12 protein-coding genes and 1 pseudogene are annotated in these 13,280 nt (G+C 39.1%); 4 read left to right on the top strand and 9 right to left on the bottom strand.

What is annotated here, in order from left to right:
- Positions 1 to 127, top strand: a pseudogene (locus RF53_RS19395) (IS3 family transposase); the annotation flags it as partial.
- A gap of 412 nt (positions 128 to 539) precedes the next feature.
- Here RF53_RS19395 and RF53_RS14010 read toward each other — a convergent pair.
- The 5 genes from RF53_RS14010 to RF53_RS13995 all read right to left on the bottom strand — a co-directional run bounded on the left by RF53_RS14010 (position 540) and on the right by RF53_RS13995 (position 4,744).
- Positions 540 to 950: a hypothetical protein gene (locus RF53_RS14010; protein WP_039038036.1), complete on the bottom strand. Its 411-nt coding sequence runs from the start codon at positions 948 to 950 to the stop codon at positions 540 to 542.
- Between the two features lie 147 nt (positions 951 to 1,097).
- Positions 1,098 to 1,238 (bottom strand): hypothetical protein, encoded by a 141-nt coding sequence (locus tag RF53_RS19475; protein ID WP_158649126.1) that lies wholly within the window; start codon positions 1,236 to 1,238, stop codon positions 1,098 to 1,100.
- A 277-nt stretch (positions 1,239 to 1,515) separates the two neighbouring features.
- Positions 1,516 to 1,803 carry a hypothetical protein gene (locus RF53_RS14005; RefSeq protein WP_235420633.1) on the bottom strand — a complete coding sequence of 96 codons (288 nt, stop codon included), beginning with the start codon at positions 1,801 to 1,803 and terminating at the stop codon, positions 1,516 to 1,518.
- 194 nt (positions 1,804 to 1,997) lie between these two features.
- Positions 1,998 to 3,380 (bottom strand): PhoH family protein, encoded by a 1,383-nt coding sequence (locus RF53_RS14000; protein ID WP_039038035.1) that lies wholly within the window; start codon positions 3,378 to 3,380, stop codon positions 1,998 to 2,000.
- Complete coding sequence (locus RF53_RS13995) at positions 3,380 to 4,744, bottom strand: PhoH family protein (RefSeq protein ID WP_039038034.1); 1,365 nt, start codon at positions 4,742 to 4,744, stop codon at positions 3,380 to 3,382. Before RF53_RS13995 ends, RF53_RS14000 begins: the two co-directional genes overlap by 1 nt.
- A 307-nt stretch (positions 4,745 to 5,051) precedes the next feature.
- On the opposite strand from RF53_RS13995, the gene rapA reads away from it, so the two are divergent.
- Positions 5,052 to 7,946 carry an RNA polymerase-associated protein RapA gene (gene rapA / locus RF53_RS13990; protein WP_039038033.1) on the top strand — a complete coding sequence of 965 codons (2,895 nt, stop codon included), beginning with the start codon at positions 5,052 to 5,054 and terminating at the stop codon, positions 7,944 to 7,946.
- A 98-nt stretch (positions 7,947 to 8,044) separates the two neighbouring features.
- Here the strand turns inward: rapA and RF53_RS19135 are convergent, their stop codons facing one another.
- Complete coding sequence (locus RF53_RS19135; RefSeq protein WP_052242902.1) at positions 8,045 to 8,860, bottom strand: DUF2971 domain-containing protein; 816 nt, start codon at positions 8,858 to 8,860, stop codon at positions 8,045 to 8,047.
- 147 nt (positions 8,861 to 9,007) lie between these two features.
- Between RF53_RS19135 and rluA the strand changes: the two genes are divergently transcribed.
- Positions 9,008 to 9,661 (top strand): bifunctional tRNA pseudouridine(32) synthase/23S rRNA pseudouridine(746) synthase RluA, encoded by a 654-nt coding sequence (gene rluA / locus RF53_RS13980; protein WP_039038032.1) that lies wholly within the window; start codon positions 9,008 to 9,010, stop codon positions 9,659 to 9,661.
- 119 nt (positions 9,662 to 9,780) lie between these two features.
- Positions 9,781 to 10,686: a DUF3530 family protein gene (locus RF53_RS13975; RefSeq protein ID WP_235420632.1), complete on the top strand. Its 906-nt coding sequence runs from the start codon at positions 9,781 to 9,783 to the stop codon at positions 10,684 to 10,686.
- Here RF53_RS13975 and djlA read toward each other — a convergent pair.
- Genes djlA through RF53_RS13960 form a run of 3 tightly spaced genes read right to left on the bottom strand, consistent with a single transcriptional unit; the run spans position 10,669 to position 13,211 of the window.
- Positions 10,669 to 11,526, bottom strand: coding sequence for a co-chaperone DjlA (gene djlA / locus RF53_RS13970; RefSeq protein ID WP_008131833.1), 858 nt, complete (start codon positions 11,524 to 11,526; stop codon positions 10,669 to 10,671). The two genes, RF53_RS13975 and djlA, sit on opposite strands and share 18 nt — an antisense overlap.
- Positions 11,527 to 11,559: 33 nt before the next feature.
- On the bottom strand, positions 11,560 to 12,213 hold the full coding sequence (murU, locus tag RF53_RS13965) for an N-acetylmuramate alpha-1-phosphate uridylyltransferase MurU (RefSeq protein WP_008131831.1): 654 nt from the start codon (positions 12,211 to 12,213) through the stop codon (positions 11,560 to 11,562).
- Positions 12,210 to 13,211 (bottom strand): aminoglycoside phosphotransferase family protein, encoded by a 1,002-nt coding sequence (locus RF53_RS13960; protein ID WP_039038030.1) that lies wholly within the window; start codon positions 13,209 to 13,211, stop codon positions 12,210 to 12,212. The genes murU and RF53_RS13960 overlap by 4 nt, the downstream gene beginning before the upstream one ends.
- Between the last annotated feature and the right edge of the window lie 69 nt (positions 13,212 to 13,280).

The following is a 13,280-nucleotide window of genomic DNA, read 5'->3' as shown; positions in this document are numbered from 1 at the left end:
TAGCGTTAGTGATTATATCAACGGATATTATAACAACGTTAGGCCGCATCATTATAATGCCGGTTTAGCGCCAAATGAATCTGAGGTTAGATATCAAGATTCTAAAACTGTGGCCAAATTTTATTGACCACTACAATACATAAAAATAAAATATTCAAGCTGAATCCTCAAATTTGTCATTAGCTACTTACAGTACAAACCAATTTATTTGCTTATTAATACTTGAAGCGTTCCTTAACTTTAGTCGGTCTAAAACCGACTGAAAAATGTTCACCTTTAAATCTAAACCAATCACGGCTTGCATCAGAGTGTGACATTAATATTTTTTTTGCTCAATTTGCATGTCTGTGAGAACTTCATGATTCGCCAATGAGGTACTGATGCGGTGAGTTTCAAAAACCAAAGACTGTTGTTCAATCTTAATAGTGTATTTCTGAAATTCCTTGGTATTTTTGACCAATAGATTTAACTGTGGTAGCTCTTCATCTACTTTTCTGGCTTTTTCTGAGAGCAACATAAAACCGAATATGAGGTATCGCTTACGTTGTATATTGTAAAATGAAGGGGTTTACATCACCAAAAGCACTTTTCAAATTGCTCTGAAGCCAATTCTTATGTTTCTCTATTTTAGTTCTTTCTGTGCCTAAAGTAGCCTTATGGAGATTACTGTCTTGTTTCAGCCTTCTTGAAAGATATGTATTTAAATTGTCGTAAGATAATTTGCTCAGAGGGTATTTTGACGCTATTAATATAAATGTTCGTTTATTAACCAAAAAATCAGCAAATAGCACTTCTGTAGGATCAGTCAGCGTATTAAAATAAGGTTTCCAATTTAACTGGAATACAGCACCCGTATTTACAATATGCCGAGACTCATCAAGTAACCCCATCGATTTATAAATCGCTGAGATTATTTGCAACTGTGGTCGTTCTATAAGTTCAAGTGCCACTATTCTTGCCGACATCACGTCTATTTTTTCATGAAGTTGATCAATTAACTCATCATCATCAACTTCACTGATAAAAAGATACCTTAAGGTGTCATGCTCAAAAATGGCATGAAGATTATTATTAGAATATTCCTGATGTAAGGCGTTTTAAGCAGCCTGAAAATTAGCGAAATGATAAACACCTCTAGCTAATAGCCCTTCAGCGATCAATTCGGGAATTTCAAGTATCCAAGCAAAAAGTTTAGCCTGATATTGAAGTTTAGTATGCAATTGCTCAAGTGAAATCATTTAGTCGTCCAAACAGTATTTCGAATAAACAACTGCCTACAAGACACGATGTTTGTTCAGTTTGAATCACCAAATTTTCTCGGATGCTCCGCTTCATTGTTCATGATTAAAAAAACCATGTGTAGGCATAGGCTGTCCGGTCAGCCTTCATTTCATATTATCTCAAATAAATAAAATGACAACTTACGTATTTGTACAATTCTCAGGTAGATAATTTGCCTTTAAACTCGTCAAACTCAAGCCCAAAAAGGGATATAACCATTTCTTCATTAATATTTTAGCCGGTAAATTTTTTTTCAAAATTTTTCACAATGCTATCTAGATTGCTAGCCAATAATTTTATTAAAAATATTTCAGAGCTTGGAGAGAGAGCCGCTATAGCTATTAAAGGGTTTTCAAATGATTCTGCTCGTAATTTTACAAGTAAATCGCTGTAACTATCACAACTGTATAGGCAAATAGCCAAACCTTCTTGGGCTTGTCCCAGAGGACATGATAATTTTCGAGATAGTCGTTTTGCCTGACGCTTTACATTACTTAAAAGCGTTTCTGATTCAAAATTCATACGCACACCAAAACATAACAACTAAAGTCCACTGCACCTAAGTCATTACATCTTTATGTATGATTAAAATTTCAAATCCAGAGTAAAATCCATTTCGTCCGCAAGTGTGGGAACAGGCTTCTCTGAAAAGCCACCGCAAAAAGCAGTGGCTATTGTCGCAATATTAGAAAGAAATGTGAATTGTAGTTTGATGTCTACATGTTCTTTTCGGTAAATTCAGCCAAGCTACTGCGCTCTACTTCATCGAATATCAGCACCGAGCCTTTTTCATAGTTTCTATACACATTTACAGCTGCACTTGCACCAGAAGAAGCTGCTGTTACAAATTTATCATCTATTTGAGCGAGATTACCAAGTACAATGGTTCGGCAATTTTTGCCACCGCGACTAAGCATTCCTTTAATTTGAGCACGGGTCATATTTTGTGCTTCATCAATTATTAAAACAGCATCATCAATTGACCTGCCTCGAAAATAAGCCATAGAAGTAAACTCTATATTGGCACGCTCTATGACATGCTCAACAGTTGCACTAATATTACCTTCATTGTTATCACCTGAATGCATTGATATAAGCGCATCTGTGATACCTGCTAATAACGGCATTGATTTCTCTGTCAGGTCACCGGGTAAAAATCCCGGATCATCGTCCATGAAGTCCCGAGACCTAACAACTACTATTTTCTTATATTTCTTCAACTCTAATACTTGATGTAACGCTGCCGCAACGGCTAAAAAAGTTTTCCCAGAACCTGCTGGGCCAAGTATAATATTTAAATCATAGTAAGGGTCTGTTAATTGGTTTAAAGCTACCGCCTGTCTCTGATTTTTAGGCAAAATGCCCCATACCTTTTCATGCTTACGTGGCAATAACTTCGTGTAAACTTCAATATCAGTTACTTCTGAAACTCGCCCAATATGCCCCGCTTCATCGTACCAATACATGTTTGGCTGAACTTCATCATTAAATAGACTTATTGGGAAAGTATAAACTTCTCCTGAAACCTTGAAGTCTTTGTCTGATTTAATTCGATCAAAAAGATCTCCTTCAAAGGCTTGTACCCCTGTGTATAAAAGATCAATATCTGATATTTGATTATCTACGGCAACGTCCTCAGCCCTAACCCCAACTGTTCGAGCTTTCAATCGCATATTAATATCACGGCTAACAATTGTTACGTCTTTATTGAGTTCTTTTTGAAGATATAAAGCATAATTAATTATTCTGTTATCAGCGTCACTTCCTATCCCGTGCTTTAACTCCTTAGCCATATCCAATTGAGTGTCAATTCCAATGAAAAGCTTTCCTCTCTGGGCTGTTTCGGTAGATGGTAAAGGAATACCTATTTCCATTTCCTCGGCTGTTTGTCCATTTATAATGTCTTCCAACATTCTTATACACATTCGTGCATCTGCACTTACAGATTTATTGGTTCTCTCTTTAAGATTGTCCAATTCTTCCAACACGGTTAAACAAATGTATACATCATCACGATAGGAAAGAAGCGATTTAGGATCATGGACCAATGCAGATGTATCAAGTACACGAGGATTGCGATTATCAATAGAGCTTTTCATTACGCAGCCTCCAAAATAGTTAAATTGTTGCTAGACTTTGTGTAGTACTCTTCTCTTAAATTTTGAATATTTAGTAAAAATTTGCCATTATGGGATTGCTTAGAGTAGTTAAAGAAATCAATTATATTGGAAATTCTTTTTACTTTTGCTACAGGCCACGAAAAACAAAGAGGTAAAAACTTTAAACTATTTTCAATTCGGGGTTGTAAAATAACAACCGCATTTTGAATACTGCGGCCACGCATAAAATTAACCGATTTAAACTGTACATTAGCCTTTTCCATAATGTAATTTCGGCTAGATAGTGGATTCTCGTCGCCTTTATGCAGTACCTCAAGCGTGTCGGTAATAGCGGCAAGCCACGGCGCCATTTTTTCCTCTTCCGTGCCAGGTAAAAAACCAATAGATTCTGCAATTTCAGGCGTGTTTCGAGTTACAATAACTTTATCGTAAATACCTTTTTCAATAACCAATTCAAGCGCACAAGCAAGCGCTAGTAATGTTTTACCACACCCTGCAGGTCCAGTTAATATGACCAATTCAATACTAGTATCAAGTAATGCATCCAGCGCCATACCTTGATAAATATTCTTAGGTTTAACGCCCCATGCATGATGATGCATTAACCGCTCAACACTAATATCTTTTATAGTAATGTGTTCATCATCAAACGACTTTACCCTAGCCGCAAAGTGATTACCCTCATCAAGTAAATACTCATTACAAAATACATCGGGTATTAGATTTTTAGGCACATGATGAAACGTATCTCGCCCATGTTGCTCTGTGTTGCACTGCCCTACATGTCCCCAAAAATCACCTTCTATTTTTTTATAACCGCTAGTGAGCAAGCTAATATCATCAATAAGCTGATCAGTTCGGTAATCCTCTACATATTTAAGTCCTGCGCCTTTTGCTTTTAAGCGCATATTTATGTCTTTGGTAACCAATATCACCTTTGAATCGCTATGCTGCTTTTGTAAATATACCGCACAATTAATAATCCGATGATCGTTTTCATTGCCCGGCAACCCCGAAATTGAGTCTGCAAATAAATGGTCATTAACAATAATGAGCGTGCCGGCAGAGCTCGATTTAGCCTTTTTATTACTTGGCAAAGCAACGCCTTGTAGCATTTGTTCAGGGGTTGCGTTTTTAAGTACCTCATCTAAACCACGAATTGCAACGCGGGCATCGCGGCTTACATCGTGTTTTCGGTCCTTAATGTGATCAAGCTCTTCAAGTACGGTCATCGGAATAACCACGTTATGTTCTTGAAAAGACAAATAAGCGAGGGGCTCGTGGAGGAGTACGTTGGTGTCTAGCACATACATTTTACTTTCAAGGTTCGAAGCTTTTTCCATAGCACTTTCCTTACGTTTTATGATTTTTATGCTATACCAAAATAACTAAGTAAAACGGGCAAAAATCAAAACCTGCAATACTTAATTGCCAAGGCATATTGAAAGTTTAGTCTATTTGCCATAAAAGTCCGTTTTATTACAACCTGAATTTAGTTTTTATTTACCTTTTTAATAGGTTAAAAAATGGCGGTTTTATTCTTTATAATTAACACTTATAAAATTAATTAAAAGTGAGCTAAATAGCGCCTTGCAGTGGTGTTAGCTTACAGGTAACATAGCCGCCTTTTTCATCATAGACGAGACATACATGAATTTTTCCTTAGGTCAGCGTTGGATCAGTGATACAGAGTCAGATTTAGGATTAGGCACGGTTGTTGCCATTGAAGGCCGACAGGTCAGCATATTATTTCCAGCCAGTGGCGAAAACCGTGTTTACTCTACAGCAGAAGCACCGGTTACCCGTGTGGCATTTAATCCAGGCGATGTGATCAAAAGCGTTGAAGAATGGGAATTAGAAGTAGAGTCTATTGAAGTTCAGGATGAACTACTTTGTTACGTGGGCACCCGTGTTGATAATGGCGAAGAAGCAAAGTTAAAAGAAACTTTTTTAGATCATTTTATAAAGTTTAATAAGCCACAAGACCGTTTATTTGCCGGCCAAGTAGATCGTTTTGATCGTTACACACTGCGTTACCAAACATGGCAACATAAATTTGAACGTGAACAATCGCCTATTAAAGGCTTAATTGGTCAGCGTGCTAATCTTATACCCCACCAGCTTTATATTGCCCAAGAAGTAGGTAAACGTTTCGCACCACGCGTACTTTTATCTGATGAAGTAGGCCTTGGTAAAACGATTGAAGCAGGCATGATACTGCATCAGCAAATTATTAGTGGCCGCGCAAGCCGCGTACTTATTGTTGTACCTGAAAACCTGCAGCACCAATGGTTAGTCGAAATGCTACGCCGCTTTAACTTACGTTTTTCTATTTTTGATGAAGAGCGTTGCGACGAAGCCTTTGCCGATTCACCAAACGTATTTGATACAGAGCAACTTGTCCTTACAAGCCTTGAGTTTTTAACCAAGAAAAAGCGCTGGTTTGAACAAGCCACATTGGCTGATTGGGATCTATTAGTTGTTGATGAAGCGCACCACTTAAGCATTAATAACGGTAAACCAAGCACTGAATATCAACGCATGGCTGAGCTTAGCCAAGATATCCCTGGCCTTATTTTACTTACTGCAACACCAGATCAGCTAGGCCATAGCAGTCACTTTGCGCGCTTACAATTACTCGACCCAGACCGCTTTTACGACTATGACGTGTTCAAAGAAGAAGAAGCAAATTACAAAAACGTAGCGCAAGCGGCAAACCAGTTATTACAACAGCAAGCTCTTGACGATAATGCAAAAGCAACGCTTATTGAGCTATTAAAAGAAACCGACATTACCGTTATTCTTGAAAAAGCGCAGCAAGGCGATTTACCAGCGCGTAAAGAAATACTTAATATGTTGCTCGATCGTCACGGTACTGGCCGTATATTATTCAGAAACAGCCGCAGTGGCATTGATGGCTACCCAAGCCGTAAATTACATGCTTACCCTATGGCATTGCCAAAACAGTACAAAACGGCCATGTCGGTACTTGGTAGCATGAGCGGTATTCAAAATGCAGAACTAAGTGCTCATCGCGCTCTTTTCCCTGAAAAAATATTTCAAGAGTTTGAAGGCGAAAGCGCAAGCTGGGGATTATTTGACCCACGTGTAGATTGGTTAATCGACACGCTTAAAACACTAAAACATGAAAAAGTTTTACTTATTTGTGCAAAAGCCGAAACCGCTATTAGCCTTGAGCAAATACTGCGTGAACGCGAAGCAATTAAAGCCTCGGTTTTCCACGAAGGTATGTCAATTATAGAGCGTGACCGCGCAGCAGCATTTTTTGCCGACGAATACGACAACGCACAAATACTATTGTGTTCAGAAATTGGTTCAGAGGGTCGTAACTTCCAGTTCTCTCATCACCTAGTGTTATTTGATTTACCATTAAATCCCGATTTACTAGAGCAACGAATTGGCCGATTAGACCGTATAGGCCAAACACAAGACGTGAATATTCATGTACCGTACTTTGAAAACACGGCGCAAGAAGTATTACTGCGTTGGTACAACGAAGGCCTTGATGCGTTTGAAACAACATCAACTACAGGGCAATTATTGTATAAAGAGTTCCGTGAAGATTTACTTGAATACATTTCAGCGCATAACTGTGATGAAGACGAGCTAGATCCACTGCTTGAACAAGTTGCTCAGCAAAATGCCGTGCTACGTAAAAAAATGGAAAGCGGGCGAGATCGTTTATTAGAGCTGCATTCATCGGGCCAAGGTGCTGCAGACTCTCTGGTTACTGACATAGAAAAACTCGATAACCAGTTTGAACTGCCAAGTTACATGATCAACGTGTTCGACACTTTTGGTGTAAGCCAAGAAGACAAAGGCGAGAACACCATTATTTTAAAGCCTACTGAACACATGTTAAACGCGTCATTCCCATCGCTTAAAGATGATGGAATGACAGTGACATTTGACCGCGATACCGCACTTTCACAAGAAGATGTACACTTTATCAGTTGGGATCACCCAATGGTGCAAGGCACGATGGATATGATTTGTGATGATGACTTTGGTAGCGCATCGGTTGCCTTACTCAAAAACAAAAAACTCCCTGCGGGCACCTTTTTTGTTGAGCTTATTTTTGTAGCCGAAGCAATGGCGCCTAAAGCATTACAAGTGGGCCGCTTTTTACCCCCAACGCCTATTCGTATATTACTTGATAAAGCCAGCAATAACTTAGGCGAAAACGTCGCATTTGACGGGTTTAACCAACAGCTTTCAGCCGTCGGTCGCCAAACAGCGAGTAAACTGGCAGGTGCATTGCAAAGCGCAATTCACCCAATGATCACGACTGCAAAAGACATGGCACAAGAAAAACTCGATGTTATTCGTGCAGCGTCGCTAGCTAAAATGCAAACGTCTCTTAGCGAAGAACAAGAGCGATTAAGCGCGCTTAAGCAAATTAACCCTAATATTCGCCAAGAAGAAATTACCTTTTACGATAAGCAACGCACCGAGCTAACTGCACACATTGAAAAGGCGCAGTTACAACTAGATGCAATTCGCTTAATCGTGGTTTCGCATTAGAGAGTCTAGCTGCTAGCTATCAGTCGCTAGTTAAAGATCAACTAGCGTGTATATTGAAGAAAAGCGCGATATTTATATCGCGCTTTTCTAATAAAGTCTCATATTGCCTCAAAAGCTAACTTAAAAGCATCTTTTGCCATGCTTGCTTTCCATAACTTTGGAGTAAAATCACTTTTGGCAATTATATTTAATAATGAATCTTGAGACTCTTGGCTCATCTGGCAGCCCAAATAAACATTTTTTATGCTACTCGATGGAATTATGTATGATTTACCATCATGCGGTATTCCCATTTTAGTACATGAGTTAGCGATAAATAATGACCTAAATTCATCTTCATAAGACCAATCAGGTGATTTAACTAATGCCATTCTTCTCCCACCGATATTATCTATAGGATACACGACTTGTGGGTATGTTTTCGTATACTCTACTTTTTGAGCAAAAGAAATTGGTGCAAGGTCAGTCCTAAACTCTATACAAAATCCCTTATGTGAATCCGCATAATGAGACCAAAATAATAGGTTTTTGTTTGATGTTGTATAACAGCAAACTCTCAACTTCGTAAATGCTTCTTCCAACGACGTATTCATTGATTCCTCAATAAAATTGGGAGTTTTCATTGAAGTACTAACGATTTTTTCAGCATCTTTTCTCTTTTGACCAGATTTAATCAAACTCTTTATTAAGTGTTTTCTAATTTTTTGAGCGCTATTCGCAGGATTACACATTGTAAAATGTGGTTTACCCTCAAAGGGATCATTTAGCTCCTCAGCTAGAGCGTGATACAACTTTCTCTTTAAAAATAGATATTCAATATATTCCGTATTTTCTATATTGAATGACATAAACCTAAATAAAGATTTTTTGTTATCAACATATGGATGAACTTCATAAAACTCTTCTTCTTTCAAAATGCATCCTTGTAATTTATTCACTAATAGCAAACTTAATAATAGGTTACAATATACTTTTCTTAGTCAATTTCAAGAAAACCCTTGCCTTGTATGTAGACAATTAATTCACTAAAATAGCGTCCTTCAAAATCATTAAGGTCGGCCGTGTTAGTTAATTACAATCCCCCAATGAACCCGTATTTAACCATACTTTTTCAAGACGACGACTTGCTCATTGTTAATAAGCCCAGCGAATTATTGACCGTGCCGGGTAAAGATCCTAAGCATGCCGATAGCTTAATTAACCGCGTTAATCGTGTATTTCCAACCGCACGAATTGTTCATCGTCTTGATATGGCAACGTCTGGCATACTCTGCCTTGCTATGAATAAAGCTGCACACCGACATTTAAGTATGCAATTTCAAGAACGCGAAACCGCTAAGCGCTATATAGCTCGCGTTTTTGGTAAGCTTGAACAAGACAATGGCTCTGTTGATTTGCCACTTATTTGCGACTGGCCTAATCGCCCAAAGCAAATGGTAGATCATGAAAATGGCAAGCCATCACTCACTCATTTCAAAGTACTTGAACGAGAAGAAAACGCCACACGCGTAGAGCTCACTCCAATTACGGGGCGTTCACATCAATTGCGCGTACATATGCTAAGCCTAGGCCACCCCATTTTAGGTGACCGACTCTATGCTCATAAAGAGGCGCTTGCAGCCGCACCGCGTTTACAACTCCACGCACAAATGTTGCAACTAAAACACCCAGTAACCGAACAAGTAATGACCTTTGAAGCAGAACCCGAGTTTTAATGGGCTCAATTACTTAGGAAAAATTAAACTTTTAAACAAGCATGCCGATACCTAACTAATGACGACTGGTTGAGCGTGTTATGGTGTATTTGCAATTATTTAAAAAGGTTCTGTGTTACATGGCATTTAGCTGTGTAGCCCTTTTAGCACTCTGTACAACGGCTGCAGAACATATTGCCCCGCCTTCTTTATCAAGTATTGAAAATAGCGATATTAAACGCCTTTTACCTACCGACGAAGTAAAAACAATGCTAGCAGGTGAAACTGAATTTTTAAGTTTACGTAGTGAATACATGAGCGCTGATTTTAGAGGGATTGTATTACTTATTCCCGATTGGCAATCAACCCCTACCAACAATGCTGGAATGAGTTACTTACGCAAAGAGCTTAACAATTTAGGCTACACCACCTATGCGATGACCACCCCTGATATTGATTGGCAAGCGAGTAAAATAGCTGAGCCTGCTGCAGAAACAGCACCAAGTGCCGCCACTGAAACAGAGAGTCAAGCCAACAGTGAATCAGAGCAGCCTAATGCTTCAAGTAAAAATGAAGCACCTCATCATGTGGACGCCATTGAAGCCATCAGCGACGAAATACTCGATAACTACAAACTAAATTTACTTGCTCGCTACAAAGCGCTTTACCAAACCGCGATGCAAGAACCCACTAATATCGTTGTAATTGCACAAGGCACCAGCGCAGGGGTTTTAACTGAGTACTATGCTGACTTTCCACAAGAGCGTATTGATGCGTTTATTAGTGTAAGTAGCTATCTGCCCAATGCAAAGCGCAATAAAAGCTTAAGCCAAACAACGTCTCTTGTTACGCCTGCACTTTTAGATATTTATTACGCCAGCGACAACCGTGATATTTTAATTAACTTAAAAAATCGCCAGCGCTGGGTTAACCGAAACGCTAAGTTTGACTACCGCCAGCGCCAGTTATTTGGGCTTCGTGATCAACCTCAACAACATGCTCGGCTGACAAAAGAAATAGACGGCTTTTTACGCCGCCTTTTTTAAATACTCATAGGCTGCTTGAATGTCTTGGCTTTTTTTAACCGCCAATTCCATCATATGCTTTGGTAAACCTTGCGATACTAATTTATCAGGGTGATGTTGCGCCATTAACTTACGGTACGCTACTTTTACTTCCCGCTCGGTTGCCCCATCGTTAAGTCCTAAAAGCCCAAGCGCTTGCGCACGATTCATATTATTGTTGGGGGGTACATGGTGCCCTGAGCCTTCTTTATAACTACTACTTTGCCCTTGCTGCTGTTGGTAACGCTGTTGCTGTTTTCTAAAGTTAAATTCAGCTTGATAGCGTTTAAGTACAAACGCAAAATGAGTTTTAGAAATACCTAACTGCTTGCTTACTTCACTCAATAACTGCTTTTCTTGCTCAGCTAAAACGCCATCAGAAAACGCCATTTGAATTTGTATTTCTAAAAATAATTGCAGTAAGTCATGACGCTTAGCAAAGCGTTCTTTAAAATCATAGACGGTTTCTTTTAATGAAAAGTCGCTTTGTTTACCCGCTTGAAAAGCATGCTGTGCTTCACGGCGCTCTTCACCTTTCAAACCCATTTCGTCCATAAATAAGCTAGCGGCTTTAATGTGTACCTCGCTTACCCTGCCATTAGACTTTGCAATATGCCCCATCACTGCAAAGCAGCTTGAAAAGAATAGCGCTTGGCGCTCGTGGACATCATCACCATTAAATAAACTTGAAAAACCACCCGCCTTATCAAAATTATTTTTTAAGCTTTTATCAAATAAATGACCAAGGTATAACCCTAAAATAGCACCAAAAATTTTGCCAAACATAAAGCCAAAACAAAATCCGAGTATTTTTCCCCACATGTAAACGACTACTCCTATTAATTATGTGTCGGCTTACGCCAAGCGCTCATTTAATGCCGTTAAACGCGCTGGTGTGCCTATGTCATCCCAATTACCAATATAAAGCTCGGTAGACACTAAATGCTTACTTAATTTTTCTCGTAATAACGGCCCAAGCGGACGAATGCCCGGCTCTAAACCATTAAAAAAGTCAGCCTGATAACGACTAATACCCGAAAACGTATATTTTTGGCTATCTGGGGATAAATGGCTCAATGTAAAATCCCCATCAAGATTATGTGGGGGATTTTCAATAAGCACCAAATGTGCCTCACCTGGTTGCAAATGTAATTGCATAAGCGAGCTTACATCGTAATCGGTAAATACGTCGCCATTTATCACAATAAACGACTCTCCCAATAAAGGAAGTGCCTGAATAATACCACCCGCGGTTTCAAGGCCGCCTTCAACTTCTTGGCTATAAACAATATTTACACCAAATTGACTGCCATCTTTAAAGTACGCTTTAATTTTATCACCCTGCCATGCAAGGTTTATCACTATGTCGGTAATGCCAGCGGCCTTTAAGTTATTAACATGGTGCTCTATTAGTGGTTTATTTTGCACTTTAAGCATAGGTTTAGGCATAGCTTGAGTGAGCGGCATCATGCGCTGCCCACGCCCTGCGGCTAAAATCATGGCTTTCATAAATTTACCTGCTCTAATCTTTTAGTCACTTTTGGCACTATCGTATTTTTAACCCAGTCACTGAGTGCATTGAGTTCAGGATAGCGTTCAGCAACATCTACAATATATTCAAGGGTAGGTAAAATATTAGCTAAATAACCTGTCTTACCGTCACGCAAATACAGGCGACAGAATATACCGGCGGCTTTTAAATGACGCTGTAAACCGGTTAAGTCAAACCAAACCTTAAATTCTTCAAACGAAGTATTACTGACTAAGCCTTCGCGTTTAAACTCGTTATATCCAAATGCTAATAGCTGAGCGAGTTCATTATTAGGGAGCTTAAAATAGCAATCGCGTAACAACGAAACTAAATCGTAACAAAGTGGCCCGCGTACGGTGTCTTGGTAATCAATTATTGCCCACTGAGAATCGCTGTGCATAATATTACGGCTGTGGTAGTCGCGATGAACTGTTACCGTGGGTTGTTCAAGCATGGTTTGAGTGAGTAGATCACAGCTCGACTCCCACATTTTAAGTTGGTTTGTATCAACGCTTTCAGCAATAAACTCTTTTACTAACCATTGGCTGAATATCGACAATTCAAGCGCTATAAAGTCTTTACCATAGGCCTGTATATCTGAAGCCTCAGGCGTTTGTGCCCACTTGGCTGATAAACTTATTAACTGTGTGTAGTAGTCGGTTCTATTTGCATCATTAAGCATGTCGGCTAAGTGTGTGCTGCCTAAATCAGTTAAAATAAAAAAGCCTTGTTGTTCATCACTTTTAATAATATGCGGTAACAAAAAACCCTGGTCAGTAAAAACTTGATTCAAAGATAAGTACGGTGCGTTATTGACCTTTTGTGGATCGGAGTCCATTACAATAAAGTGCTGATTATTAATTGTTAAGCGAAAATACCGCCTAAAACTCGCATCTCCGGTTATCGCCTCAAGGGTATCTGGCTGTTTGCCAAAGTGGGTCGTTATGAAGTGTTGTAAATTATCAAAGCGTGTCATTTTATAAGATATCTATTTTTAACTAAGTTAATTAGGTCAATTACTGTATTTGCCATTATTTTCCTTTAT

The organism is Pseudoalteromonas sp. ECSMB14103 (assembly GCF_000813065.1).
In the GTDB taxonomy this organism is placed as follows: Bacteria; Pseudomonadota; Gammaproteobacteria; order Enterobacterales; family Alteromonadaceae; genus Pseudoalteromonas; species Pseudoalteromonas marina.
This window is presented reverse-complemented; position numbering and strand designations above follow the sequence as displayed.